Below are 26,696 nucleotides of genomic sequence, written 5' to 3'. Positions count from 1 at the left end.
ATATCTCCAGTTTCAGGAGAATAGTCAAACAGTGTTAATTATTTCCATCGGATTAATTTGAACTATCGAACCTGGAATCTTATCGGCGTATTTACAGGGCGTGCTTCCGGATGAAACGCCCGATCTCCTGAACTTCCTCAAGGCACACGCTGTGCTCCATTGGGAACGTCATATACGCCGGCTCGAAGCCCATTTCTTTTAACGTCTCAACACTGCGAACGCCAAGCGCCTCCGGCACCATCGGATCAAACGTTCCGTGATAGATATTAATTGGAATGCCTGCGTTTGCTTTCGAAGGCTGCACCGTTTTCGCAGTGGCGAAGTAAGTTGAAAGCGCCAGAATCCCCGCGAGCCGTTTCGGGTATGTCAGGCCGATTTCAAATGCAACTGCCCCACCCTGAGAGAACCCGGCAATAACGATGTTTTCGGAAGGAATGCCACGTTCGATTTCCCGATCAATCAGTTTGCCAATAGCACGGGCTGAATCCATCAGTTGCTCGGTGTCTACAATCCGGTCAATATCCATCGCTTTGATGTCATACCACGCAGGCATGGTCATGCCGCCATTGATGGTCACCGGCAGGTTTGGAGCGTGGGGGAATATAAAGCGTACGGCAGCATCGCCTGGCAAACCGAGCTCCGGAACGACGGGTTCGAAATCGTGCCCACTGGCACCGAGACCGTGCAGCCAGATTACTGCGGCTGTCGGGTTGGCTCCGGTTTCCAGCTCAATATATTTAAGGTCCTGCACGCGATACCTCTTTGGTTGTGGAGTTGATTGTCCGGGTTAATCCGGAGTGTTTTGTCTGGCGATTGCGTCCAGCGCGGTCTGCACCGGGTTGGCATACATGTCCAATAGGTAGGGACGAATAGCACAATCGCAAGCCTCCAGTCGTTGTTCCATTTCCAGGCGGGCGATCTGCATGTCCTCCACCGACCAGTTTCCAGCAGTCACTACGGATTCGCGGATTGCATCCAGGTCGTTAACGTCTCGCCCAGAATCTTGCCCGGAGTCTTGCGAAAAAAGCAGTCCCCGTTTTTCATAAGATATGAGATTGGACGCGTGCAGGTGGTAATTGGCGTGCACTTCCCTGTCGATCCGCGCTGCGAGCTCTTTTGCGTTTTCGGGAGCATCAATGATGGGTGCCCCGAAGTGCACATGCACATGGCCTTTAAAGCCCATGAGCCCTTTCATGATCTGCTCTGTGTCTTCACCTTCTGCTTTCTTGTAGCTGCCAGCCCGCGCCTTGGTTTCCAGCTCGCGGGCTTTGTCGCCGTCGCACGGATCGTACTCATAGGATATGGAAACCGGAACAATGCGGAGTTTGTTCATCGCCTCACCAAAGCTGAGGCCGCTTTTTTTGCAGCTCATGTAAAACATCTTGATGATCGCAGGATCGGTGAAATCCAGGCCATCTTTGGCGCGCCCCTCACGTTGAGCGATCCAGATGTTTTCATTATTGGCAACGCTATGATTGATGAAACCTGAGAGCGTAATGTAGGCGTCACGCATTTCACGGGGGCTGGTCATGTTACGGCGAACAATAAAGCTTTTGTTCAGCCGCATCATTTCAGCAAACACCCGATTGGCAAGCAGGTTATCGCCAATGGCTATTCTTGTGGTGCGCAGGTTATTTCGGAACAGCAGGTAATTGACCACCATCGGATCAAACACAATGTCCCGGTGGTTGGATATAAACAGGTAAGCGCCCTGCTTGCTGAGATTTTCTATGCCGCTTGTGGTAACGCGCGTTGTGGTGTTTTCGATCAAATCGCCGATGTACCCGGAGAGACCAGCCTGCAGGTCATCTACCTGCGTGAAGTGACCAAAGCGGCGAGAAAGCCAGCGGCGAGTGTAAAAACGCAGGAGTGACGGCGCCCAGCGCGCAAGTGTCGGCGACTTGAAGCGCCCGACCATATCCAGAAACTCCTGATCGTTGACCAACCGTTGAATTGCGGGTCCGGTTTCTTCGTCCGAATAGGGACGGATGGCGTCAAATTCCTGCATGGAAGCCCTGTTCTTGTATGTAACGAATATGATGAGCCATGAGGCGGTGGCTAAAAGCCGCGATAGTGTATCGTTTCTTCCCCGGCTTTGCCTCCCAAAAGAGAGCCTGTGCGGCCATTCCTTGCGTTGAATCTGGTATGATCCGCTACCAGATTTCACCTCAGCTACGCGATTAACCGGTTATTCTATGTATCCCGACCAGGACTTTGAACAGCTTTCTACCCACCGACCAACCTCTTCAGGTAGAAGCCCTGAGCAGGTTTTGCATGAGGTGTTCGGGTACGAATCCTTCCGGCCGCTGCAAGGAGAGATTGTCCACGAGGTTGCATCCGGTGGTGATGCATTGGTGCTGATGCCTACGGGTGGCGGTAAATCGCTGTGTTATCAGGTTCCTGCACTCGTTCGCTCAGGTACGGCCATCGTTATTTCTCCATTGATTGCACTGATGCAGGACCAGGTTGCGGCGCTCCGTGAGCTGGGTGTTCGCGCGGCATTTTTGAACTCAACCATGGATTTTGAACAGGCTCGCGCTACTGAGTATGCCCTGAGCACAGGCGAGCTCGACCTCCTGTATTGCGCACCAGAGCGGTTGATTCAACCCCGCACCCTTGAGCTGCTGCACGATGCCTCTATCTCGTTATTTGCCATCGATGAGGCGCACTGTGTTTCCCAGTGGGGGCATGATTTCCGTTCTGATTATTTGCAGCTTGCAGTGCTGGCTAACGAATTCCCTGCGATTCCCCGGATTGCGCTGACGGCGACTGCGGACGAGCGCACCCGTAAAGAGATCGCCGAAAGACTCTCGCTCACCGAGGCAAGGCACTTTATCAGTGGCTTTGATCGCCCTAACATTCAGTACCGTATCGCACCAAAAACCAATGCAAACAATCAGTTGCTTGACTTTATCAAGGCTGAACATGAAGGCGACTGTGGCATTGTCTACTGCCTGTCCCGCAATAAGGTTGATGCCACAGCGAAGATGCTCGCGCAGAAAGGCTATATCGCACTGCCCTACCACGCCGGGCTTCCGTCTAACGATCGCGCTCACAATCAGGAGCGTTTTCTGCGGGAAGACGGGGTGATTATCGTTGCGACCATTGCTTTTGGCATGGGCATTGATAAACCCGACGTGCGTTTTGTAGCGCACCTGGATCTACCCAAAAGTCTGGAAGCCTATTACCAGGAAACCGGCCGTGCTGGCCGTGACGGCAAACCCTCAACTGCGTGGATGGTTTATGGCCTGCAGGACGTCATCAAACTGCGGCAGATGCTGGAAGCGTCCCAGGGGAACGATCACTTCAAACGGGTAGAACGGCAGAAACTGGATGCCATGCTGGGCCTGTGCGAAGTGACAAAATGCCGCCGGCAGGTTCTATTGAACTATTTTGGTGATGAGCTTGAGGTTTCCTGCGGTAACTGCGACACCTGTCTGAATCCGCCTGAAACCTGGGATGGCACGGTTGCAGTGCAAAAAGCACTGTCTTGTGTATTCCGCACTGGCCAACGGTTTGGCGTTACCTACCTGATTGATGTCTTGCGCGGCTCCGAGAACGAGCGGGTTCTGCAGTCTGGCCATCATCAGGTTTCAACCTATGGCATTGGAACAGAGCTTTCTGTTACCGAATGGAAGTCAGTGTTCCGGCAACTGGTGGCAAACGGCTACCTGCGAGCAGACCCGGAAGGCTATGGCGCTTTGCAACTGACCGAACAATGCAGGCCGTTGCTGAAAGGCCAGCATAAGGTTGAGCTGCGGAAGGACCCAGTGATTAAAAAGTCGGCTGGCCGGTCTTCAAGCGGAAGAGCCGGTAGTGCGGTCAAAGATCAGGTTACAGATCACGCAGGTTGGGAAGCATTGCGAGCTTGTCGGAAGGAACTTGCCGACAAACAAGGGGTGCCGCCTTACGTGATTTTCCACGACACCACCCTGTTCGATATGCTTGAACGCAAGCCGCAAACGCTCGACGAACTTGCCGGTGTAAGCGGCGTCGGCGCTGCCAAGCTGGAGAAATACGGGGATATTTTTCTCGCCACCATTGCCCAGCTGGATCAGGCCTGAGAAGGTGCCTGCAGCTATCATTCAAGCTGCAGGCTGAAAGCCTTTTTTGCGAACCCGATACTGCGCGATGGATGTGGCAACGTGGTTACCCTCCATGTCTCGCAACTCCCCCTCCAGAGTGAACTTTGCCCGGCCGGTGGCGTCCGCATCTACGAGAATTGCAGCAACGTCTTCCGGTGACAGGGAGAACTCCACGGTGACATCGGAATTGGCGGGCTGCAGAAACTGAAGGGTCATTTCCTTCAGGATCGGCGTGTACGCCGGGCCCAGATCAAACAGCGCTAACACCCCTCCGGGAATTTCCGCCACGAGAAAATATGCACCTGCATACAGGCTGCCAAAATGATTCTTGTTGCCTTTGAGCCGAATGCGGGCGCGTACGTAGCCGGGACGAACTTCCTCAACGCTGAACCGGTTTCGGGGTGCGAACGGAATAGACAGCCCTATGATGCGGTTGACAGCCGCATAGCCGCCCATTTTTTTTAACCACTCCACCGGTTGTGCCAGTGTCGCCTTGGGGTCGGTGGATGAAACCCACTGCCCGGTTGCCCCGATAATGCGGTCAATTAACGCCATCACTCCGCTCCTGGATTTTCGTAGAGCCGGATCATTACAACGCCCGGCCCATATCGCAACACTCTCTTACAATATTTTTGAAGGATTAACATTCATGGGATTCATTCTGATCTAAAGTAATAGGGTTTTCGAATGAACAGACAGCAATGGTGCTTTGGAATAGAGAGCGATGACCATGCAGTCATGCTGACAGGCTGCAAGAATGGATTCGGAGAAGACAGACAAAAGGATTCGGAAATTGCGATATACCGACGGCTCATTAATGTGTTTCAACACGAGTTTCAGGCCCTTGGCCTATCTGGGTTTTTTGCTCGTGTTTTTATCAGCGCCGCTATGGGGCCGCGTTGATGAGATAGATGATGCCAGCGATATCATTGAAGTGCCCTCGATACCGCAAAATTCCTCTGCCTTTCCCGTTCCGATAAATCCCCCTTCCCAGGACTATGTGCTTTGGTACCGGAATTACGACAGTCCGGCAATTCACGCCTTGGTTAGCCTTGCGCTGGAGAAAACACCCGAGTATGGAGAATTTCGCATTCTTCGAAGCGGGGAACTCAGTCAGGGGCGTGCCCTACGTGAGCTCGCGCGAAACAGCAATCGCATGGTGGATATCGCCAATGTGGCTACATCGGTAGAGCGCGAGACCTTTCTCACGTCGATACCGATTCCCGTGGATGGCGGGTTACTCGGTTTTCGTGTGTGCGTTGTTACACCTGAAAGCCTTCCATTGTTTGCTGACATTCTTTCTCTTGAGGATCTTCGCGATAGAGGCGTGAGAATTGGTCAAGGTACGCACTGGCCCGACACGTTGGTTTTGAAAGAGAACCACATCCCGGTGATAACCCATTCACGTTATGAAATTCTGTTTGGAATGTTGAGGAACCATCGTTTCGACTGCTTCGCCAGGGGCGTGAGCGAGGTTGTGAATGACCTCGCGGTGGAGAACGACTCGGAGCTGGTGATAGAGCCAAACCTGGTACTGGCTTATCCCATGCCTTCGTATCTGTTTGTGGGGCCTGATGATCATTTAACCGCCCATCGACTGCAACTGGGGATGGAGCGCGCCATCCGGGATGGCAGTTTTGGTGTTTTTCTCCAGCGATATTACGGTGCTGCGGTTGAAGCTCTGAATCTGGATAAACGCACGGTGATCGATCTGGAGAATCCTTTCCTGACGGACGAGTCCGCCAACGTCGGGCGCCAGACACTGAACAATCTGCGCAGGCGCCTTGAGTTGCTTAATCGCTGATTATCAGCCCATAAAAATCAGACCCGGAAGCGTGATACGTTACCGTCCAGGGTTTGCCCGATCTGCTCGATTTGGCAGCTGTAAACATCGTTTTCACTTGCTGCAGCCGCAGCCTCCTGGCCCAGGTCAGCAATCCGGGTAATCGAAGAATTCAGTTCTTCCGTAACCGACGTTTGCTCTTCCGATGCCGTGGCAATCTGGGATGTCATCTGGCTTATTGAGGTGATTGCGTCCGCAATCCGATTCAGCGACTCCATGGCATCCTGAGCCTTCTCCATACTGACATTGGAGACAGCAGTGGACGCTTTCATAACTTCAACGGCATCTTTGGCGCCTTTTTGCAGGCGCTCAATCATGTTATTGATTTCTTCAGTGCTGCTCTGAGTGCGTTGGGCGAGGTTTCTCACCTCGTCAGCAACAACCGCAAACCCGCGCCCGGCATCACCGGCTCGAGCTGCCTCAATCGCCGCATTCAGGGCCAGCAGATTCGTCTGCTGGGCAATGCCCTGGATGACTTCGAGCACGGACGTTATGGACGTAACATCTCTACCCAGTGTGTCGATTACCTCTGCAGCGGCACTAACTTCACGGGACAGTTTCTGGACGGCATCACGCGATGCTGCAACAGTTTCCAGAGAGGCGCGGCTGTCTTCATCAGCCGTATTCGCAGCGTCAGCTGTTTGCTGGGCGTTCTGGGCGATTTCGTTGGCAGCTGCGGACATTTCGTTAATGGCCGCAGCGACCATATCCACTTCCGCCTGCTGGCTATCAACACTGTTGCGGCTGGTTTTCGCCGTATTTCGAAGTGAAGTTACGTTTGTTGCCAGTTCTGTGCTGCCCTGCTGCACTTCAAAAACAACATCGTGAATCTTCTTTACAAACTGATTGAAACTTGCCGCAAGCTCGCCAAACTCATCACGGGCACTGTCGTCAAGCCGCTGGGTCAGGTCCGCATCGTTTGAGCCGATATCTGCCATCGCAGCATTCAGGCGTCGAACCGGGCCCATCAGAGCGCGTATGCCCAAATGAAGAACAACCAGAGACACCAAAAGCCCGATAATCGCGATAATCAGGCCCGTCATGATTGCACTGCGAACCGGGGCGTTCAGCTTGTCTTCGTTAACGAAGGTTCCCAGGTACCAATCCACACCACGAGCCTGACTGATGCGATGAAAGCTGGCGCTCCAGGGAGTGTCATCTTTCTGATAGGCATGCTCGCCCCCGTCCAGTTTCGGGGCTTGGCCGAGCAACGAGCTGATGTTTTTACCGATAAGATCCCGTTCCGGATGGTAAAGCACAGTACCCTTGCGGCTGATAAGTGCGGCATAGCCCGTGCCAGCCAGATTGATTACAGACAGCATGTCATCAATGGCTTTCAGCGTAATATCCCCACCTGCAACACCCGTATTTTCGCCGCGCGCGATGGGCGCAAGTGTGGAAATGACGATCTCACCGGTGGCTGCATCAAGGTATGGCTCGGTAAATGATGAGCGCCCGAACTCTATGGCTTTCTTGTACCATGGGCGCACTCGAGGATCGTAGTCTGATGGCAGAGAAGCCTCATCCGCTTCTGTTTTCATGAGCATGTAGCCATCGTTACGGCCGACATACACATCCTTGAAGTTACCTCCGGTTGAAATTGCCTGGAGCAAGGTGCGGGCTTGCTGATCTCCCGTCACCGTTTCCAGTGCCTTGGCTGTGGCTTCGGTCATCTTTAGCCGAGTATTGAGCCAATCGGCAATACTCGACGTATTCTGCTCCGCCGTGTTTTCAATCAAGGCATCGACATAGGTTTCAGTCGTGTTCTGCAACCTGAGATTGCCGGAAATGGTGAAGGCGGCCATCACCAGAACGAGCAGGATACTGAAGGTGACCAACAGCTTTTGACCGAAATTTAGATGCACAGTTTACTCCCGATGGTTGTTGCATTAGTTTTCGGCAGCTTGTGCGAACTCTTTAATGCCTTCTGATAAACTTGGTCGTCAATTCCATTCCCCGCCGTACAGGAGCCCCGCTGAATGGCCCATGAAGAACTGCATCTCAATCTGCGCAACCTGACACTCGATGATTACGAGCAACTTCAGGTGTTAATGGATCGTGTTTATGACGATATTGGCGGCGCCTGGCCAAAGGACACCATCAAGGCGCTGGTTGAACAGTTCCCGGATGGCCAGATCTGCATCGAGGACAAAGGCCAGCTCGTTGCCGTCGCGCTCACCGTGTCTGTTAAATATGAGCGATTCAGCAACCCTCATACTTATGACGATCTGATTAAACGGAACGAACAAATCAGGCACGATCCGAAAGGTGATTCCCTTTACGGGCTGGATGTGTTCATTCACCCGGAATACCGTGGCTACCGCTTGGGGCGGCGCTTGTATGAAGCTCGCAAAGAGCTCTGCCGGTCCATAAATTTGCGCGCTATCCTTGCTGGCGGGCGCATACCGGGTTATTTCAAGTATGCAGATCAGTGTTCCCCTGCCGAGTATATTGACCGGGTGGATCGCAGGGATATTTACGATCCCATTCTGAGCTTCCAATTGTCGAATGACTTTCAGGTCACCCGGCTGATGCACAAATACCTCCCGGAGGATGAAAAATCCCAAGGGTATGCAACCTTGCTGGAATGGCGGAACATCCTGTACACCCCGCCTTCCTCGGTTCTGAACGAAAAGAAAACGCAGGTCCGGATGGGCGCAGTTCAGTGGCAGATGCGTGAATTCGGTTCCGTTGAAGAGGTGCTGGAACAGGTTGAGTACTTCGTAGACGCGCTGTCCGATTACAAGAGTGACTTTGCGCTCTTCCCGGAATTTTTTAACGCACCTTTGATGGGCCTGACCGATCAGGTGGATCAGACTCGCGCTATCCGTTTCCTTGCCGGATTTACTCAGCAGTTCCGTGACAGAATGTCTGATATGGCGGTGAGCTATAACATCAACATCATCACCGGCTCTATGCCGCTGCTTGAGAACGACAGGGTTTATAATGTGTCTTACCTGTGCCATCGCGATGGCCGAGTGGACGAGCAACGCAAGATCCACATTACGCCCCACGAACGCCGTGACTGGGTTATCGAAGGCGGGAACAAGTTTGAAGTCTTCGATACAGATTCCGGGCGCGTTGCGATTCTCATCTGTTATGACATTGAGTTCCCTGAGCTGGGCCGAATTGCTGCGATTAATGAAGTCGACATTATTTGTGTGCCCTTCTGGACAGACACCAAAAACGGCTATTTGCGGGTTCGTCATTGCGCCCAGGCCCGGGCCATTGAAAACGAATGTTATGTAGTAATCACCGGCAGCGTCGGGAACCTGCCAAAAGTGGAAAACCTTGACGTGCAATATGCGCAATCGTCGGTGTTCTCGCCATCTGACTTCGCTTTCCCTCACGACGCCGTGATGGCAGAAACAACGCCCAATACCGAGATGATCATGTTTTCTGATATGGACCTGGAAAAGCTCACACTGGTAAGGAACGAAGGGTCAGTAACCAACCTTAAAGACCGCAGAATTGACATGTACGAAATTATCACCCGTTAGGTGTTGAAGAACCGCCTCAAAGGTTTATCGTATGGCACTGATGGCGTTGCAAAACCTTTGGCCAGTGTCTATTGTTTAATCAATATCAAGTCAGCCTTTGCAGAGACTCAGCATTCATGAAAGAAGCGTTGCCCGATCTTGTCGCCCGTTTCAGAATCCGGCAGGGCCTGTTCCGCAAGGAGCAGGTCGAGGCCGCGCTTTTTGAATTGGACGCTTACGGTTGCGTTATGAAGACGGACAAGATGTTCAATCCCGGCGATACCGTTGTGCTTGATCTGATTATGGACATGCCGTTTGATAAAATTCGTGCTGAAAATATTACAGGTTTAATTACCGAGCGTAGAAAGCACTGCAGCAACTTCTTCTATTCTATTGATTTTGTTGAGTTAAAGTCTGATGGCGGCACGGCACTTGAAGAAAAGCTGCGCCGTATCAGAGAAGTACTTTCAAAAAAGCAGTCGTTGAAATCACGTCGTTCTTCAGGTTCCATGCCCGGTTTCCGGCAGATGGCCTGATCACTATTGTTCGTTCTACCTGCCTGCAAGGAGACAATCTCATGGCGAAGAAAGCCAAAGCGAGTGTTGAAAAGATCGTAAAAAAAGTTAACAAGGAATTTGAGAAAACCTCATCCCAGATCGAAGGTCTGGTCAGCGATGCGATGAAGCAGCTCGATACACTGCAACATCAGGTTCAGGATCCGATTCGCAAACTTCTTAAAGAAGTTGATGAAGTGCGCGAGCGGGAAATGAAACGTTTTAATGACGAATTCGAGCGTCGTCTGGACGAGTTCCACGAACTGCAAACCAACATTCTTGAACGTCTGGGCGTTGCTTCGAAAGAAGACATCCGCAAGGCTGAAAAAGAAAGTAAAAAAGACAGCAACAAAGCGAAAGCGGCTAAGGCAAGCACCTCTGCCAATAAGCCCGCAGCGAAAAAAGCAACGCCTAAAAAAGCGCCGGCCAAAAAGCCTGCTGCAAAGAAAGCACCTGCGAAAGCACCTGCTGCCAAGACTCCAAAGCCGGTGGATAAAAGCGATCTCACGCTGGTGAAGGGCGTCGGACCGGCGACCGCCAAAAAGATGAAAGAAGCCGGAATCACATCCATCGATCAGATTGCCAACCCATCGACGGCTGATCAGGAAAAGCTGAATGCTTTCTCGAATATCAAAGGATTTGATCAACTCAGTGCCGAAGCCAAGAAAATTAACTGATGCGAACGCCTGACCAGCCTGTTTTACGGGACATTGTCCTGATTGGCGGCGGGCACAGCCACGTCGGGGTACTCAAACGGTTTGCAATGAAACCGGTTCCCGGCGTTCGGCTGACCCTCATTTGCCGCGATACCCACACGCCCTACTCCGGAATGCTGCCTGGCTACGTGGCAGGACACTACAGCTACGACGATGTACACATCGATCTTAGCCGCCTGGCAGAGTATGCAGGTGCACGCTTTTACCGGGCCGAAGCCTCTGGTATTGATCGCTCCAGCAAGCGGGTAATCTGTAAAGGCCGGCCTGATGTGCCTTACGACATACTGTCGATCAATATCGGTTCATCCCCCAGAGTGAATGAAGTGGAAGGGGCGTCGCAGTACGCGGTGCCGGTCAAGCCAATTACAGGTTTCAATAACCGCTGGCTCGCCCTTCTTTCACGCATAGAAAATCATGAAGGGCCGCTCACGATTGGTATTGTGGGCGCGGGTGCTGGTGGTGTTGAGCTGACGCTGGCAATGCAGTACCGACTCAGAAACGAGTTGGAACAGCGTGGCCGGGATCCCGGCCAGCTGCATTTCCACTTATTTGATGCTGCCAATGAAATTCTCCCCACTCACAATGAAAAAGTGCGCGAGATCTTTCGGAAGACCCTCTCCGAACGTGGGGTAAAGTTACATCTCGGCTCACCAGTAGAAAAAGTCAGTGAAGGGTTTTTACGCACGGCCGCTGGCGAATCCTTGCAGACAGACGAAGTTCTCTGGGTAACTCGAGCCGGCGGCCCGACCTGGTTGGAGGAAACCGGTCTGGCGCTGGATGACGGGCTGTTCCTCAGGGTGCGGGACACCCTGCAGGTTGAAAATGATGACAACATATTCGCTGCGGGCGATATTGCCAATGTCGTCAATCACCCCCGCGAAAAAGCCGGTGTGTTTGCAGTGCGCCAGGGCCCGCCTCTGGCAGATAACCTGAAACGCATGGCTTTGGGCCAAACGCCGAAAGATTTTCACCCTCAGAAAAAGTGGTTGGCTCTGATCAGCACGGGGGACAAATACGCTGTCGCCTCTCGCGGTGACATGCAGTTTGATGGCGCTTTGGTTTGGCGCTGGAAGGACTGGATAGACCGTCGCTTCATGCAGAAGTTTACAGACCTCCCGGATATGGATGAAGGGGGTGTTCTGCCCGATACCGCTGCAGCGCAAAATCCCGAGGAAGCCTCCCAGGCGATATCCGCGGTTGCCATGCGTTGTGGGGGTTGTGGGGCCAAGGTTGGCAGTACGGTGCTTTCAAGAGCGCTGGGTGAACTCCGACCTATTGAGCGAGACGACATTCTGATTGGCCTGCACGCGCCGGATGACGCAGCCGTTCTACGGGTTCCACCCGGCAAAGCGGTAGTACATACCGTGGATTTCTTCCGCGCCTTTATTGATGACCCTTACACGTTTGGTCGCGTTGCTGCCAACCACGCCCTGGGTGACGTTTTTGCCATGGGTGCTGAAGCCCAGAGTGCGACTGCGGTGGCCACGGTGCCTTACGGTATTGAGTCCAAAGTGGAAGACGTGGTTTTCCAGATGATGTCTGGTGCTGTGGATGTGTTGAATGAAGCCGGTTGTGCGTTGGTTGGCGGCCACACGGGTGAAGGCCGCGAGCTTGCTCTGGGTTTCGCTGTTAATGGTCTGATTGATCCAGATGAAGTGATGAGCAAAGGTGGCTTGCGGGCCGGTGATATTCTGATCCTCACCAAACCCATTGGCACAGGGACTTTGTTTGCCGCTCACGCACGCTTGGCCGCGAAAGGTCGTTGGATTGATTCGGCCCTCGCCTCCATGGTGCAGTCGAACAAGAAAGCCGCAGATTGTCTGCGCAGCTTCGGCTCAAAAGCCTGTACAGATGTAACCGGCTTCGGCTTGCTGGGCCACTTGGTTGAAATGACTCGACCCTCAGGCGTGGACGCCGAGCTGGATCTCTCGGCAATCCCCATTCTGCCAGGTGCGGAGGAAACGGCAGCAGCCGGCATTCTCAGCTCCCTGCAGCCAGCCAATATACGGCTGCGCCGTGGTATCCGGGATCAGGAAAAGTGGGTCAAACACCCACGCTATGCGCTGATCTTTGATCCACAGACTGCCGGTGGCTTGCTGGCAAGTGTCTCGGCCGACAAGGCGGAAGATTGTGTCCGGGAGCTCAAAGCCCTGGGTTACCCACACACCGCAGTCATCGGGCGGGTTTTGCCTCAGGATGAAAGCGGGCCGATCGAGCCCATCACACTAAAAGAATGAGTTTAAAGGCTTCTTCCGGAGCTGTGCCGTACCGCAAGGGACAGCGCTTGCTCCAGGGATTCCTGCTCTTTTTCCGGCGTAAACAGGCTGGCAAGCTGGCCAACCTGTTTGCGCAATTTCTCCAAAAACTCCGTATCACCTTCCGCACGCACGAGTATTTCGGCAAGCGCTTGCGTATCCCCTACCGGATAGTAACCTGCGTAATCCTCTCCAAGCAGCCCGATATTCCCCGAAATATCCGAGGCAATAACTGGCAGGCCGTTACGGCAGGCTTCTGACACAACGTTCGCCCCACCTTCCATGACTGAACTCATCACCAGTAATTGGCTATCGGCCATCAACTTGGCTGTCTGCCCTTTTTCCAGCTCTCCGAGCCATCTGAAGCGGGGGTTCTCCTGCGTTTCCTGTTTCGCAAGATTTTCCCAATTCGCATCGTGGGGCTTGCCGGCGCAGAAAACGCGAACTCGCGATTCGAAGGGTAACAGCCGGGATGCCAGAGCAGCCCGAAGGGAATCTTTCTCATCCCGAAGGTGGCCGATAACGCACACATCAAAGTGAAACGAATCGGAAGCAGCTCCTACAGTCAGGTCGCCAGGCTGTTCGGCTGACTGAAACAGCGTAACGAGTTTGTTCCTGACACTCTCTGGAATATCGTGACCAACCAGTGCATGCAAGCCGATCAGCGCGTCAGCCGTTTGCATGGAATAGAGGGTTTGCTCGGGATGCTCGTACTGGTACCGGTAGATATCTGTTCCAGTCAGTGCTACAACCAAAGGCTTGCCGGGCCAGGTGTCCCTGAAAAGGCGAACGGCCTCATGGCTGCGCCAGGCGTGCAGAGCAATGAAAAGATCACAAGCCTCACCGTTGTAAGCGGTAACAACAGAGACTTTATGCCCCGCTTGTTCCAGCAACGTCTGCCAACGCTCTGCTGTTGCTCTGTTGCCGGCTTTCGAGCCCGGGCCTGCTGGTGTGATCATGATGATATCCATAGCGCCCTTTGGTATAACGAGACCCTTTCAGGGCCGGGATGGAAATTTGATAGACTTGCATGGAAAGTCGTAAGAATAGTGCCCGGATGCTTGACCCATTTAAACCCTTAATCCGTATAGCTGTTCAGGGTTGAGGGGAATAAGAGTATCCTGCACCTCCGCTTTATCAATCACATAACCGATCAAGGATTTCAAATGGCTTTGAATCTTATACGGAAGTTGATGGTTTCCAGCTTGTTCTGTTTCACCGCTGCTGCGGCAACGGCTGAAACGTTCGTATTCACTGCGATCCCCGATGAAGACGAAACGAAACTCGTAGAGCGATTCCGCGGTGTGGCGGATTATCTCTCTGAGCAACTGAATGTGGATGTACGATACATTCCGGTCAAATCCTATGCGGCGGCAGTTTCAGCGTTCCGTAACAATCAGGTCCAGCTGGCATGGTTCGGTGGCCTTTCAGGTGTGCAGGCGCGCAGGCTGGTGCCGGGCTCTGAAGCCATCGCCCAAGGTGTGGAAGACGAAGCCTTCGAGACCTACTTTATAGCCAATACCAATACAGGCATCGAGTCAGCCGACGAGCTTTCCGAGCTGAAGGACCAGCTGCAGGGTAAAACCTTTACCTTTGGCTCCAAGGGCTCAACATCTGGTCGACTCATGCCGGAATTCTACGTGCGCGACACCTTTGGTGAGAACCCTGAAGACTTCTTCTCGCGCGTTGGCTTCAGTGGTAACCACACCCGCACCCTTCGTCTGGTCGAAGCCGGAACCTATGATGTAGGCGCACTTAACTTCCAGGTTTGGGAAAAAGAACTGAGCGACGGAAACATCGATACCGATGCTGTCCAGGTCATCTGGAGAACTCCTGCCTACCCGGACTATCAGTGGACAATCCGTGGTGATGTGGATGACCGGTTTGGTGAGGGCTTCAAGCAGCGCGTTACCGAAGCGCTGTTGAATCTCGACGACCCGGAGCTTCTGGAGAGCTTTCCGCGTTCAGGCTTTATTCCTGCCTCCAACGACGATTACGAGCCGATCCGTAAAACAGCTGAAGAGATTGGAATCCTCGATTGATGTCAGGTTTCGATCTTTCCGGCCTTACGGCCTCATTCAGCGGCAAACGGGTCATTGGCCCGCTGTCGCTGAACGTTAATCCGGGCGACAGGATTGCGCTCGTGGGTAAAAGCGGTGCGGGAAAATCTACGCTTATCCGGCTGATTCACGAGCGGGTTGACCGGGCTTCCTCTCTGATCCCGCAGGATCTGGGGCTGGTGAACGCTCTTTCGGTATTCCATAACGTATTTATGGGGCAGCTGGACAAGCACTCAACCTGGTACAACACCATAACGCTCGCCCGCCCGTTCGCGAAAGATCGTTCTGAGGTGCACTCACTGTTGCAGTCCCTCGGAATGACCGAGAAGCTATGGACGCCCACAGCTTCGCTTTCCGGTGGCCAACGACAGCGCGTAGCCATTGCTCGGGCCCTCTATAGGAACGCGCCGGTACTGCTTGCCGATGAGCCGGTTTCCGCTCTTGATGGCCCCATGGCTAACTCAGTCATGACACATCTTCGGGATCGCTTCTCAACCAGCATTATTGCGCTACACGATGTAGAGTTGGCCCTTAGCTATTGCACAAGGATCGTTGGCATACACGACGGTCAAATTGCCTTGGACCGGCCTAGCGAAAAGCTTGCAGCTTCAGACATCATGTCTCTTTACTAGGTAACACGGCCCGTTTCATGCTCTCTTCCCCAACGGTTCGTACCAGCCTTATTTTCCTCGCCATTGCTTTGGTGGGTTTGCTGTTCGCGGATATTGCCATCACCGCATCAAACCCATGGCGGGATCTGGGTAACTTTTTCCTTGGCGTCATAACGCCCAATTTTTTCAGTAGTGAAGGTCTGATGACCGCGCTGTTGAGAACAGTAGCCTTCGCGTTTGTGGGGGTTGCTCTTGGTAGCGTCTGCGGGTTCCTGCTGGCGCTGGTTTATAAATCGTTACCCGTGCGGATTTTCTCCGCCTTTGTTCGCGCCATTCACGAGCTCTTCTGGGCGCTGATCTTCCTGCAATTTTTCGGATTTCATCCACTCACAGGCGTGCTGGCGATTGCCATTCCTTACGCCGGCATATTTGCCAAGGTCTACTCCGAGATTCTGGAAGAAGCCGATCCGGAGCCGGGTCGTGTACTGCCTCCTGGCACAGGAAATATCACAGCGTTTCTCTACACGCGTATTCCGGATTGCTGGGTAAAAATGCGCACCTATACCTCCTACCGGTTGGAGTGCGGCCTGCGCTCAAGTGCGATACTTGGCTTCGTAGGTCTGCCAACACTCGGCTTTTATCTGGAGGCGTCGTTCTCCCAGGGTTTGTATTCCGACGCCGGTGCCATGCTGATTCTGTTTTATGTGTTGATCGCCACCATGCCATTCTGGGTGCGGCCAAAGCTTCTGCCGGTGTACGTATTGGGGGCCCCCTTCTTTCTGGGCGAGGGCCTTCCGATTGTGTGGGGCAACGTAGAACGCTTTTTCACCGAAGACATTGTGCCCGCGCCGCTGCGAAACGGCGAAGGTTTGACGGGGCTTATGCCCTGGCTGAATGATCTGATGATCAACGAGGCCATGCCGGGAATCTGGAACACCATTGTGCTCACCCAGATTGCGTTGGTGGCTACGGGGATTCTCTCGTTGTTGGCCTTTCCTCTGATTTCCAACCACTTCGGAGGGCCTTTGCGGCGTAACGCAGGGCATGTCGCTCTGGTGATTGCCCGATCTACGCCGGAGTATATTCTTGCGTACATTCTGCTGCAGCTTTGGGGCCCCTCAATGCTGCCTGCGGTCGTTGCGCTGGCGCTGCACAACGGCGGGATTATCGGCCATCTGATTGGCCGGCAAACCAATTCCATCAAGCTCCGCGCCGATGCCGCAACCGGGTTTAACCGGTATAGCTGGGAGTTGGTGCCTCGTGTGTACCGCTCGTTTCTGGCGTTTCTGTTCTACCGCTGGGAAATTATCATGCGGGAAACGGCCATTCTGGGCATTCTGGGCATTTACACACTCGGGTTCTATGTCGACAGTGCCATACAGAACATCCGGTTTGATCGCGCTATGGTGCTGATTCTGGTAACCGCCCTGCTCAACATCGGTGTTGATACGCTTGGTCGATATATCCGTCGCAAGCTGGCACTGCAAACCATGCCGACCTGCTGAAACCCGTTCCCGGCGGCCCTGGTTTTAAAGAACCGGGCCGATGGTTGCGATAACGTTGTGCCATATTCTTTGGTGGTAGTGCCAGGCAAGAACCGTTGGCAAGGTGACCACTTCAGAACGGCTGACGTAAGTCTGCTGCCGTTCTTCAATTGCCAGCGTCGTGGCCTCGTCCTGCAGAAGAATGTTGTTTTCATAATTCAGATCAAAGCTGCGCAAATCGAGATTTGAAGACCCGATCAGACTGATCTTCCCATCGATCGTGAGGGTTTTCGCATGAAGGAGTCCGCCCTTGAACTCATGGATAATGCAACCTGCATCGAGTAGCCGGTGGTAGTAACTGCGACTGGCGGCAGCGACAATCAAACTGTCATTTACCTTAGGGAATATTAGCGTAACCGACACACCCCGATAGGCGGTTGCGCACAGAGCTTCAAGAACTGTTGCATCAGGAACAAAATACGGCGTGGTCAGTGTCAGCCTGTTCTGGGCGCAGGCGATCAGGTTTGCAAAGAGTTGGGGCGTGGCTCCGTGGCGTTCTGTTGGTCCCACGCCCATGACTTGCGCAGGGAACCCTCCCTCGGTGGGGCCTTGAGACAAGGTAATGCCATCCAGGGATTCGTTGGTGGCCTGCATCCAGTCGCTGGCAAACAGCAGCTGATTCTGAACCACGACCGGTCCGGTAAAGCGGAGCATAATATCAACCCAGGGCGCGTATTTCGCTTTAACCAGAAATTCCGGGTCAGCAGAATTTCGGCTGCCGCAATAAGTGATGCGTGAATCAATTACTGTGATCTTGCGGTGGTTACGAAGGTCCAGCCGGCTGGTCAGGATGGTGCGGATCGGGTGCTTCAACGATAGCGCGACAGCAAGATGGACGCCTGCCTCTCTCATCCGCTGCCAGAGCGCAGAGTTAATCATCGCACGTGACCCCAGGCCGTCCGCCATAGCGCGGCATGCAATGCCTCTGTGGGCTGCGCGTATCAACGCCTCGGCGATGGCATGGCCGGTATTGTCATCAAGCCATATGTAATACAGCACGTGCACGTGATCAATGGCGGCATCAATGTCGGCGACCATCCGGGTAAGGGTTTCGTTGCCGTCAGCCATCAGTTCGGCGGCATTTCCCATGGAGGGATGAAAGCCATTAATCGAGCCCGCATACTGGAATGCCGAGAGGTAAACCGGGTCGATCAGTTTCTCTGTGCTGGTCGCCTCTCCCATAAACCAGGAGGCTTTGGCTCTTATTTCTTCGAAGATTTCTTTGTGTCGCTTATCCGCACGGTTGCCAAGGTCAGTTTCGCCAAAGAGGAAATACATTGCACTACCGAAATAGGGCAAAAGGTTAAGTATGACGAACCAGGCCAACCTTCCCGGGGGCGAAAGGTCATCGCGGAGAAGAATCCGGGTAGTGAATAAAATGACCAGGCATGTGTGGAGTAAAAGAATAGCGCCCATCAGGCTTCCTTTGAGGATACAAAACCCGAACAACGGTCAAATTCCCCGTCCAGGGCATTCTCGTCAATCTTGGCGGCTCTGCTCCAGAGTCCAATCAGTTCCAAGCTCGGTCGCCTCTGCCTGATCCGGTGAGACTGCAGAAACTCCAGCCACCCTTGGGCGTGTGAACCCGCCCTCTTCTGTTGTTGCCATGGACTCCACATCAACTGACAGAACGAGATACGGAATGCCACCTGAAACAACCCGGGCCCGATGAGTAAGGCCGAAAACAAAGCGGCAGTAGTCCAGCTTTAACTGAGCAAGATCCTGTTCCGCTTTTCGGATTTTCCGCAAAAGCACCTTTTGTACACTTTCCCCGTAATCCATCACGATTTCTCTGAAGTTGGCTTCACGTCCGGCAGGATTCTACACCTTCCCGCCAGCATTAGTGATCCCCTGCCCGGAAGATCAGCTTTAGTGGAGCAGTTTCTGGAAGTGGCTGTTGGCCTTGTTGCAGATCTACACGCCAGACCATCTCGGAGCCCGTTGTGCAAAGTGGCGCAGCAAACTGCGCGGAATACTGGCCATCGTCTTCACGTCGCAGTGGTACCGGGTATTCTCCCATGTACATGGATTCGCCGCGCAATACCGCCAGAAACCGCTCCGGCGCTTTCGGTGCGTGTACGGTTAGCCGGTATTCTTTGCCCTGTTCGCCTTCGACCATAACGTCGAGATCGACTTTCCAGAGCCCGGTTTCCGTTTGCCACTCACAAGGCCCGGCCAGCAGATCACAAACAGCCTTGCCGGCACCGGGGGCTTCGTTTTGTGCGGTTTGCAGCCACCGGAAGCCAAACAGACCCAATAAAATTATGCTTACAATGATACCCGCAACCACTATTGCTCGTAACATACCCACGCCCAATTGAATCCGATGAGGCATTATGGACACTATCGACCTCAAGGCAAAATTTCTAAACCGGCGCCAGACATGAGAAAATGCTGCGCTTTCATATCCGACCCACTTTCACGAACAGGATACACCCGTGCAACCGGATATTTCGGTCAAGAACCTCAACAAGGTTTATGAGGGCGGCTTCCAGGCCCTCAAAAATATCAATCTGGACATAAACCGGGGCGAGATTTTTGCCCTGCTCGGCCCCAACGGGGCGGGCAAAACCACAATGATCAGCATCATTTGCGGCATTACCAACTTGTCTTCCGGAGAAGTGAGAGCTGCTGGCCACGATATTGTAAAAGACTACCGAAAAGCCCGCGGGTCCATTGGATTGGTGCCACAGGAGCTGAATACCGATTCGTTTGAAACGGTCTGGAACGCCGTGTCATTCAGTCGGGGCCTGTTCGGCAAAGCCCCCAATCCTGCACACATTGAAAAAGTGCTCAGGGACCTGTCTCTGTGGGAAAAACGCAATAATCGCATCATGACCCTTTCGGGCGGTATGAAGCGCCGCCTGATGATCGCCAAGGCCCTCTCTCATGAACCCCGGATACTGTTCCTGGACGAGCCCACCGCAGGCGTCGACGTAGAGCTGCGCCGGGATATGTGGGAGATGGTTCGAAAGCTACGGGAAGACGGCGTAACCATCATTCTTACGACCCACTACATCGAAGAAGCCGAAGAAATGGCAGATCGTATCGGGGTTATTCGCCAGGGCGAGATCATTCTGGTGGAGGATAAGGATCAGCTGATGAGCAAGCTGGGGAAGAAAGAGCTTCGCCTGCACCTGCAAAACAAACTCGACAAGGTGCCGGGAGAGCTCATCCTGGAGCCCGTGGAACTGTCCGAAGATGGCTACGAGTTGATCTACACGTTCGATTCCCAGCAAGAACAGGCCGGCGTGGCCCGTTTGCTGCGCACCCTCGGGGATATTGGTATTGAATACCGTGATCTGCGCACCCGGGAAAGTTCCCTGGAAGAGATTTTTGTCGGCCTGGTGCATGAACAAGCCGCGGGTTAACTGGAGAAACGCATGAATTTTTACGGTGTAAAAGCCATCTACAACTTTGAAATGTCGCGCATGCGCCGCACACTTATGCAAAGCGTGCTCTCGCCCGTTATCTCTACTTGCCTGTATTTTGTCGTCTTCGGATCGGCCATTGGCTCGCGCATGGGCAATATCGATAACATCGAATACGCCGCGTACATCATTCCCGGGCTGGTTATGCTTTCCCTGTTGATGCAAAGCATCTCCAACGCTTCATTTGGCATTTATATGCCGAAATTCTCCGGCACGATTTACGAAGTTTTGTCTGCTCCTGTGTCATACGTTGAGGTAGTGCTGGGCTATGTGGGCGCTGCGGCAACCAAGTCGGTGATACTGGGGCTAATCATCCTGGCCACAGCAAGGCTGTTTGTGGATTACAGCGTTCTGCACCCGTTCTGGATGCTGTCCTTCCTGATACTGACAGCTGTAACCTTCAGCATGTTCGGATTCATCATCGGTATATGGGCCGACGGCTTCGAAAAGCTTCAGATTGTGCCCATGATGATTGTAACTCCACTGACCTTCCTTGGCGGCACCTTCTATTCCATCGATATGCTTCCTGAAATCTGGCAGACCATTAGCCTTTTCAATCCGGTGGTGTACCTGATAAGCGGATTTCGCTGGGCATTTTACGGCGTTTCAGACGTGCACGTGGGAATCAGCGTAGGTATGACCCTGCTGTTTCTACTCGCTTGCATGAGCGGTATCTGGTGGATATTCAAAACCGGATACAGGTTGCGTACCTGATGCGTGCCAACTGCGCCCTGCTCTGTCTTTCAGCCATGCTGGCAGGATGTTCTGCTGGCACCGGGGCCGAAGAGCAAGCAACCGGATTGCCGGTTGCCGCAGGGTGCTTCGTGACCGGATCCCGCGCTGTCAATGTCAACCTTGAGCTCGCAAAGGCTCCCCGGGAAAGACAGAAAGGGTTGATGGGCAGAGAATTCCTCGCCGCCAATTCAGGCATGCTGTTTCAGTACCAGGAGCGGCAAGGCCCAGATCATGGCTTCTGGATGTTCCAGACCCTCATCCCCCTTGATATTGCTTACCTTGATAGGAACGGCGTAATCGGCAACATTCGTAATATGCCGCCATGTGCATCGTCCAATGGTGCCAGATGCCCGAGCTATCCGGCCGGCGTTGAATTTGTCTCCGCTGTCGAAATGAATGCCGGTTTTTTCAAGGCGCACGGAATTGCTGCCGGGGACCGACTCGAGCTCAGCGCGAATAACTGCACTCCCTAGCTGTCTCTCCACTCAGGCTTGCGCTTATCCAGAAATGCACAGATACCCTCACGCGCATCGTCTGCACGCATGTTTTCCGCCATGACTTTCGCCGTATAGTCGTAAGCCTCCGCCAGCGGCATTTCCACCTGCCGGTAGAAAGCCCCTTTGCCAATCTTCAGTGTATGTCCGGATTTTTCGGCAATCGTGCGGGCCATTGTGTAGACCGTTTCATCCAGCAACGACTCATCTACAATCCGGTTTACCAGCCCAAGCTGTTCCGCTCTAGCGGCGCTTATCATCTCACCGGTGAGCAACATTTCCATCGCATGCTTGCGAGACACATTACGGGACAGCGCTACCATAGGGGTTGAGCAAAACAGCCCGATATTTACACCCGGTGTTGCGAAACGCGAAGAATCAGCAGCCACCGCAAGATCGCAGCTTGCCACCAACTGACACCCCGCCGCTGTTGCGATACCCGCCACACGAGCGATCACCGGCTTTGGCAGATTCACAATCTGCTGCATCACCTCACTGCACCGGTTAAACAGTGCCAACTGAAACTCCTGGCTATCCAACTGGCCACGGATTTCCTTGAGATCATGCCCCGCACAGAACACCTTGCCCGCTGCAGCTAAAACCACCACCCGCGTGGCATCGTCCGTTGCAAGAGCCGTCAGTGCCTCAGACAGAGCATCCAGCATGGCCATGGAAAGGCTGTTACGCCGGTCGGGCTGATTTAGTGTGAGCGTTGTAATACCACTGTCGTCGGTATTTCGCGTCAGGAGATCTGTCATAAGTGGCCACCTTGTGTCCTGGAAATTCAGAGCTGTTTAAAGCAATCAGTATCGGCCAGGAACCGGAGACTGTCGAAGCGACTTTTGTAGAACGCGGCGCAACGGGTTGTTATAACTGGTTAGTGCCCTTAGGCTCTATACCAGAACCTACGAAGTCAGAAGCAGGAGAAGCCAATGTTCAACTCCAACCTCATCAAGGCAATTGTTGCTGTCGCAATTATTGCGGGCGGCATCTACGTGATCATGATCGACGAGCCAGCAGTGCCTACCGGTGACATTAACAGCATTCAGCCACTGCCGGAGCAGGATGAGCCTTGATGGAACGAAAAGACGGGTAAGAAGTTCAAAACAATGGTTCTTCCGGGCCGGCACGGCTCAGGGAAATAGATCTGACTGAAGCGGCACCGGTACACCCCTCTCATTAGTTAAGAGGGTGGATAGTCGATAAGAAAGAAGGGGGGTGCTTGCTGCACGTTGAGCAGGTTACAGCAAGCACAGAGGACGATTATCTTGTGCCCTTGAACATCCACCCTACGGTGCCATTGCGACTGAAAAATGTGGCTTCATCGCCCGAAGGGCTAAGAAAGCCAAGGCCGAAAAAATCACCGTTTCGATCCTCAGCCAACGCATCTTCATCGGAATCTGCGGGGCAGTTTTCAGCTGTATACCTCACTTCAAAAACATTAATGGTTTTATCAGGGATGACGACTTCTCCATTGAAAGCGCAGCCAGCTTGATCCCCGCCCGTAATATCACCATTGGAGTTTATTGTTATCGAGGATATGTTATCTGGACTGGACATAGTGTATGTCCCAGACATCGCCTCAAAGGTCATTACCCCTAAGCCGTTAAAATCGGTATTTCGCAGAAGTACACTCGTCGTGGTCAAGTTCCCGCTCTGAGCGCCCAGATCCGCCTGGACTGAGGACACAACTTGTCCGGATAGAGTCCCGTTGGTTAGCTTCCATGGAGGGCTCAATATGTATTCAACGATTTCACCCGAAATCTTTCCAGAGGCAGAAAACGCTACGTTACCGAAAGTATAAGACCTGGTATCCAAATTGGCGACGAAGTTACCCGTCGGACTAATCAAACTAAGGCCTTCCTTGGCGGACCCGTCCGAAAATAGCCTGCCGATGTGGTATACACCTGACTTCAGCTCAGCGGCTGAACTGCCAGGATCATCGCTACCACTGCCGCCACACGCTCCGAGCGTGAGCGCAGAGAAGACAGTAAGAATTCCGATAGTGGCTTGCTTGATTTCCGTCAACATTCGAATACCTCTTGGTAAAAGCCCTTTTCCAGCTTAGGTCATACCGCTGTAATCGCAATGACCAAGAAATCTGATTATTAGCCAGCACCTTATGCTTTAGGCATAGGCAATTGAATCTAAATTGATTTTTATTAAAAATGGAAACCGCATAGAAACTCTACCCGAGAAACGAGAATTCAGAGCCTAGGCCAAAGCGGGGAGCAGGACATTGGTTGATGGCCTGTGTGTGGGGAAAGCAGGATCGCCCGCCTGAAGGTATAACTTACTGACATATCTGGTGCTCCGGGCCGGAATCGAACCGGCACGACCGTGAGGTCGAGAGATTTTAAGTCTCTTGTGTCTACCAATTCCACCACCGGAGCATTCGGGGAGGTTTTGAGGGCCAGAATTGTATAAGGCCTTGGGCGATAACGCAATTCAAAACGCCGTCAGCTGGCGGTGCTGATGGCGCTTTGGGTTTATTTACTGGCAACTCCAGGGTTTTCGCCGTAGTTGTCGTGATCACCCAACCGTTTGCCTTCTACTTCCTTGCCATAGAAGCCATCGTGGTTGTGAAAGGTGTTGGCGGTGCTGTCCAGTGATTCCTGATTGCGACGGCGTGGGTCCTGAGGGCGCTCATGGCTGTTGACGAAGGCGGCCAGGTCCCAGGCATCCTGATTACTCAGGGAGTCGGGCTTGCCCAAAGGCATATTGGCTTTGATAAATCCGGCAGCGGTATTTACGCGGTGCATACCTGCTCCCCAGTTGTAAGCTCCATCACCCCATAGCGGCGGGAAGACCACCTGCCCTGCCACCTCCTGGCCGCTGCCATCATCACCATGGCACACAGCACATTGCTCGGTGTAGAGCTTGGCGCCGTGCTCCCGGTCATAACCGTCTTCCGGCTTTTCAAGTTTGGTGTAACCACGGCCAGGCAGGGCCTGGTTGATGGGCGCGCCCGTTGATAGCCAGTGGAAATAGGTTTCCATCGCCACCAGGGTTTCATCACCGGCTTCTGGGGGAATGCCGTTCATGGAGTAGGTAAAGCAACCCTGGAGGCGTTCACTCAGGGTATTGACCTTGTCATTTTTACCTCGGTACGCGGGATACATGCCAAAAGCTGCCCACATGGGGGCGGAGCTGGCTATACGGCCGGCGTCCAGGTGACAGTTGACGCAGTTCTGGCCGTTAAACACGTTTTTGCCACGCAACTGCTGTGTATTAACGAACAGGTCTCGCCCCTTGCGTACCATGTCGCCGTACTGGTTGTCGGGTATATCCCGCTCTTGTGGCGGTTCAAAGGTGATCTGGCCTTCAGGTGCTGCAGGCAGCTGTTTCTGGTAGTCCACTTCAGGTTCTGCCGCGTGAACCAGTGTTGATACCACCAACACCGGCAAGGAGATCGCTGCAACCGACAGAAATGATTTGCATAGGTTCATTAGCGATTCTCCTTTTCTTCGGCCTGCCCAGCCAGTTGCTCTGGCAGAGCTGCGTAGTATTCGGTGATGGCTGAGATCTGTTGTTCGCTGAGTCGGTCGGCGATTCCCTTCATCAAATGATTAGGGTCGTTATTGCGGGTGCCGTTACGCCAGGCAAGAATCTGGCCCTTCAGATAACTGGCATGTTGCCCTGCGAGCGCCGGAAACGAATTTCCAACGCCCATACCGTTGGGGCCGTGACACTGGTTGCAAGCCGGTATGAGATTATCCCAGTCACCCCGCAAGGCCAGCCACTCGCCTTGGTTGGCCGGGTCTGGCGCTCGATAAGCAACGGCGGAAACTGGCGACTGAAGGCTCTGGTAGTAGGCTGATAACGACTGAATATCGTCCTCTGTTAACGCTGTGGCAAAAGGTTGCATAATCGGGCTTTTACGTGTGCCTTCGGCGTAATCATGAAGTTGCTTGCTGAGATAATCGGCGTTAAGGCCAGCAATGTCCGGAAAGCCAGCGGCAGCATTGCCCTTGCCATCCGGTCCATGGCAGGTAGTACAAGCCAGAGCCCCTGCGCCATTACCCTGTGTTGCAATGTTCTCACCGCGTGCTGTATCCCCGGCGGCAACTGCTACACCTGTATTCAGCGCGACGGTAACTGCAAGCAGAGATAAAGCGGCTCTCATCGTTTTGGTCATTGTTGTGCTCCTGCCTTTGGCATATTTACGCTGAAGCATTTAGCTAGGCTTCCGTGCGATCCCCTTATAAATATAGCCGGCGATTTTTGGTGTGCTGGGCATGTAAAGATTTTCCAGTTCCGTTAACTCAAACCCTGCATGTCGGATCAGATCAGCAATGTGGCGGTTCAGGTGGCAACCACCGGCGAGCTTTTTCCAACCGGGTGTAATCCGGTGTTGCCATTTGCGGGTGTTTTCATGGGGCGCTTCGCCGTGTTCCAGGAACAGGAGCTCCCCCCCGGGCTTCAGTACCCGCTTCATTTGCAGAAGCGCAGTGTTCCAGTCGGGTATGGTGCACAGAGTGAAGGTAAGCAAAATGGTATCCACGCTGTTGTCATCCAAAGGGATTTGCTCGCCCGGCAGGCTCAGCCACTCTACGCGTATTGGCGAGCGCTTCAGGCTTGGCAATGCTTTGCGCCGCATCCCCTCCGAAGGTTCCAGTCCGTAGACGATCTCAACGGTGTCCGGATTGTAGAACTCCAGATTAATACCCGAGCCCATTCCCACCTCAAGCACGCGGCCTTTTGCGAGCGGCACAAGCTGGCTGCGCAACTTCATAACCTGGCCCATTGAGCAGGCGCGATCTATGATGTGTGGCAGGATTCGTTCTTCGTAAAAGCTCATGCTGTTCACCATAATTGTTTTAAATCAATGGGTGCGACAATCTGCCCTATGGGTTTTGCTATCATATCCCGTAGCATGACTCTCATCT

The 26,696-nt window shown here is 53.4% G+C and carries 26 protein-coding genes and 1 tRNA gene; 13 read left to right on the top strand and 14 right to left on the bottom strand.

Features of this window, described 5'->3' with window-relative positions; genetic code table 11:
• Positions 1–91: 91 nt before the first annotated feature.
• Positions 92–751, bottom strand: a complete 660-nt coding sequence (locus tag FFI90_RS05070) for an alpha/beta hydrolase (RefSeq protein ID WP_144776810.1) — start codon at positions 749–751, stop codon at positions 92–94.
• Between the two features lie 36 nt (positions 752–787).
• The gene (locus tag FFI90_RS05065; protein WP_144776809.1) at positions 788–2,008 is read right to left on the bottom strand and encodes a 1-acyl-sn-glycerol-3-phosphate acyltransferase; all 1,221 of its coding nucleotides are present in this window, start codon (positions 2,006–2,008) and stop codon (positions 788–790) included.
• 187 nt (positions 2,009–2,195) lie between these two features.
• Here FFI90_RS05065 and recQ point away from each other — a divergent pair, with 187 nt between their 5' ends.
• The gene (gene recQ, locus FFI90_RS05060; protein WP_144776808.1) at positions 2,196–4,064 is read left to right on the top strand and encodes a DNA helicase RecQ; all 1,869 of its coding nucleotides are present in this window, start codon (positions 2,196–2,198) and stop codon (positions 4,062–4,064) included.
• Positions 4,065–4,085: 21 nt separating this feature from the next.
• Here recQ and FFI90_RS05055 read toward each other — a convergent pair whose 3' ends face one another.
• Positions 4,086–4,640: a DUF4442 domain-containing protein gene (locus FFI90_RS05055; RefSeq protein WP_144776807.1), complete on the bottom strand. Its 555-nt coding sequence runs from the start codon at positions 4,638–4,640 to the stop codon at positions 4,086–4,088.
• 238 nt (positions 4,641–4,878) lie between these two features.
• Between FFI90_RS05055 and FFI90_RS05050 the strand changes: the two genes are divergently transcribed.
• Entirely contained in the window at positions 4,879–5,889 is a 1,011-nt protein-coding gene (locus tag FFI90_RS05050) for an ABC transporter substrate-binding protein (RefSeq protein ID WP_186317910.1), read from the top strand.
• A 17-nt stretch (positions 5,890–5,906) separates the two neighbouring features.
• On the opposite strand, the gene FFI90_RS05045 is transcribed toward FFI90_RS05050, so the two are convergent.
• Entirely contained in the window at positions 5,907–7,793 is a 1,887-nt protein-coding gene (locus FFI90_RS05045) for a methyl-accepting chemotaxis protein (protein ID WP_144776806.1), read from the bottom strand.
• Between the two features lie 114 nt (positions 7,794–7,907).
• On the opposite strand from FFI90_RS05045, the gene FFI90_RS05040 reads away from it, so the two are divergent.
• From FFI90_RS05040 to selD, 4 genes are all read left to right on the top strand, one after another.
• Positions 7,908–9,428, top strand: a complete 1,521-nt coding sequence (locus FFI90_RS05040) for a bifunctional GNAT family N-acetyltransferase/carbon-nitrogen hydrolase family protein (protein ID WP_144776805.1) — start codon at positions 7,908–7,910, stop codon at positions 9,426–9,428.
• A gap of 116 nt (positions 9,429–9,544) precedes the next feature.
• Positions 9,545–9,943 (top strand): hypothetical protein, encoded by a 399-nt coding sequence (locus FFI90_RS05035; protein WP_144776804.1) that lies wholly within the window; start codon positions 9,545–9,547, stop codon positions 9,941–9,943.
• Between the two features lie 41 nt (positions 9,944–9,984).
• Positions 9,985–10,638, top strand: a complete 654-nt coding sequence (locus FFI90_RS05030; RefSeq protein ID WP_144776803.1) for a helix-hairpin-helix domain-containing protein — start codon at positions 9,985–9,987, stop codon at positions 10,636–10,638.
• Complete coding sequence (selD, locus tag FFI90_RS05025) at positions 10,638–12,914, top strand: selenide, water dikinase SelD (protein WP_144776802.1); 2,277 nt, start codon at positions 10,638–10,640, stop codon at positions 12,912–12,914. The genes FFI90_RS05030 and selD overlap by 1 nt, the downstream gene beginning before the upstream one ends.
• 2 nt (positions 12,915–12,916) lie before the next feature.
• Here the strand turns inward: selD and senB are convergent, their stop codons facing one another.
• Positions 12,917–13,891 (bottom strand): selenoneine biosynthesis selenosugar synthase SenB, encoded by a 975-nt coding sequence (gene senB / locus FFI90_RS05020; protein ID WP_246123343.1) that lies wholly within the window; start codon positions 13,889–13,891, stop codon positions 12,917–12,919.
• A 207-nt stretch (positions 13,892–14,098) separates the two neighbouring features.
• On the opposite strand from senB, the gene FFI90_RS05015 reads away from it, so the two are divergent.
• Genes FFI90_RS05015 through FFI90_RS05005 form a run of 3 tightly spaced genes read left to right on the top strand, consistent with a single transcriptional unit; the run spans position 14,099 to position 17,108 of the window.
• Positions 14,099–14,974: a putative selenate ABC transporter substrate-binding protein gene (locus tag FFI90_RS05015; RefSeq protein WP_222120474.1), complete on the top strand. Its 876-nt coding sequence runs from the start codon at positions 14,099–14,101 to the stop codon at positions 14,972–14,974.
• Complete coding sequence (locus FFI90_RS05010; RefSeq protein ID WP_144776800.1) at positions 14,974–15,624, top strand: phosphonate ABC transporter ATP-binding protein; 651 nt, start codon at positions 14,974–14,976, stop codon at positions 15,622–15,624. Before FFI90_RS05015 ends, FFI90_RS05010 begins: the two co-directional genes overlap by 1 nt.
• A 17-nt stretch (positions 15,625–15,641) precedes the next feature.
• A complete protein-coding gene (locus tag FFI90_RS05005; RefSeq protein WP_144776799.1) occupies positions 15,642–17,108 on the top strand; it encodes a PhnE/PtxC family ABC transporter permease in 1,467 nt (488 codons plus the stop codon).
• Between the two features lie 24 nt (positions 17,109–17,132).
• Here the strand turns inward: FFI90_RS05005 and cls are convergent, their stop codons facing one another.
• The 3 genes from cls to FFI90_RS04990 form a co-directional block, all read right to left on the bottom strand.
• Positions 17,133–18,563, bottom strand: coding sequence for a cardiolipin synthase (gene cls / locus FFI90_RS05000; protein WP_144776798.1), 1,431 nt, complete (start codon positions 18,561–18,563; stop codon positions 17,133–17,135).
• Positions 18,564–18,626: 63 nt separating this feature from the next.
• The gene (locus tag FFI90_RS04995; RefSeq protein WP_144776797.1) at positions 18,627–18,929 is read right to left on the bottom strand and encodes a hypothetical protein; all 303 of its coding nucleotides are present in this window, start codon (positions 18,927–18,929) and stop codon (positions 18,627–18,629) included.
• A gap of 58 nt (positions 18,930–18,987) precedes the next feature.
• Positions 18,988–19,452 (bottom strand): hypothetical protein, encoded by a 465-nt coding sequence (locus tag FFI90_RS04990; protein WP_144776796.1) that lies wholly within the window; start codon positions 19,450–19,452, stop codon positions 18,988–18,990.
• A gap of 133 nt (positions 19,453–19,585) precedes the next feature.
• Here FFI90_RS04990 and FFI90_RS04985 point away from each other — a divergent pair, with 133 nt between their 5' ends.
• The 3 genes from FFI90_RS04985 to FFI90_RS04975 are packed head-to-tail and all read left to right on the top strand — an operon-like array spanning position 19,586 to position 21,786.
• Complete coding sequence (locus FFI90_RS04985; protein WP_144776795.1) at positions 19,586–20,518, top strand: ABC transporter ATP-binding protein; 933 nt, start codon at positions 19,586–19,588, stop codon at positions 20,516–20,518.
• 12 nt (positions 20,519–20,530) lie between these two features.
• Positions 20,531–21,292 carry an ABC transporter permease gene (locus tag FFI90_RS04980; RefSeq protein WP_144776794.1) on the top strand — a complete coding sequence of 254 codons (762 nt, stop codon included), beginning with the start codon at positions 20,531–20,533 and terminating at the stop codon, positions 21,290–21,292.
• Positions 21,292–21,786, top strand: a complete 495-nt coding sequence (locus FFI90_RS04975) for a DUF192 domain-containing protein (RefSeq protein WP_246123340.1) — start codon at positions 21,292–21,294, stop codon at positions 21,784–21,786. The genes FFI90_RS04980 and FFI90_RS04975 overlap by 1 nt, the downstream gene beginning before the upstream one ends.
• Here the strand turns inward: FFI90_RS04975 and FFI90_RS04970 are convergent.
• The gene (locus FFI90_RS04970; protein WP_144776793.1) at positions 21,783–22,565 is read right to left on the bottom strand and encodes an enoyl-CoA hydratase; all 783 of its coding nucleotides are present in this window, start codon (positions 22,563–22,565) and stop codon (positions 21,783–21,785) included. The two genes, FFI90_RS04975 and FFI90_RS04970, sit on opposite strands and share 4 nt — an antisense overlap.
• A gap of 174 nt (positions 22,566–22,739) precedes the next feature.
• Here FFI90_RS04970 and FFI90_RS20060 point away from each other — a divergent pair, with 174 nt between their 5' ends.
• On the top strand, positions 22,740–22,883 hold the full coding sequence (locus FFI90_RS20060; protein ID WP_186317909.1) for a hypothetical protein: 144 nt from the start codon (positions 22,740–22,742) through the stop codon (positions 22,881–22,883).
• A gap of 187 nt (positions 22,884–23,070) precedes the next feature.
• Here FFI90_RS20060 and FFI90_RS04965 read toward each other — a convergent pair whose 3' ends face one another.
• The 5 genes from FFI90_RS04965 to FFI90_RS04945 form a co-directional block, all read right to left on the bottom strand.
• Positions 23,071–23,838, bottom strand: coding sequence for a hypothetical protein (locus FFI90_RS04965; RefSeq protein ID WP_144776792.1), 768 nt, complete (start codon positions 23,836–23,838; stop codon positions 23,071–23,073).
• 275 nt (positions 23,839–24,113) lie between these two features.
• Positions 24,114–24,200 (bottom strand) — tRNA-Leu (locus FFI90_RS04960).
• A 96-nt stretch (positions 24,201–24,296) separates the two neighbouring features.
• Complete coding sequence (locus FFI90_RS04955; RefSeq protein WP_144776791.1) at positions 24,297–25,256, bottom strand: c-type cytochrome; 960 nt, start codon at positions 25,254–25,256, stop codon at positions 24,297–24,299.
• Positions 25,256–25,945, bottom strand: a complete 690-nt coding sequence (locus FFI90_RS04950) for a c-type cytochrome (protein WP_222120473.1) — start codon at positions 25,943–25,945, stop codon at positions 25,256–25,258. The genes FFI90_RS04955 and FFI90_RS04950 overlap by 1 nt, the downstream gene beginning before the upstream one ends.
• 39 nt (positions 25,946–25,984) lie before the next feature.
• Positions 25,985–26,608 carry a class I SAM-dependent methyltransferase gene (locus tag FFI90_RS04945; RefSeq protein ID WP_144776790.1) on the bottom strand — a complete coding sequence of 208 codons (624 nt, stop codon included), beginning with the start codon at positions 26,606–26,608 and terminating at the stop codon, positions 25,985–25,987.
• Between the last annotated feature and the right edge of the window lie 88 nt (positions 26,609–26,696).

Source organism: Marinobacter maritimus, assembly GCF_007671675.1.
Taxonomy (GTDB): domain Bacteria; phylum Pseudomonadota; class Gammaproteobacteria; order Pseudomonadales; family Oleiphilaceae; genus Marinobacter; species Marinobacter maritimus.
The sequence above is the reverse complement of the archived record's forward strand: the minus strand, read 5'-3'. Positions and strand labels throughout refer to the sequence as shown.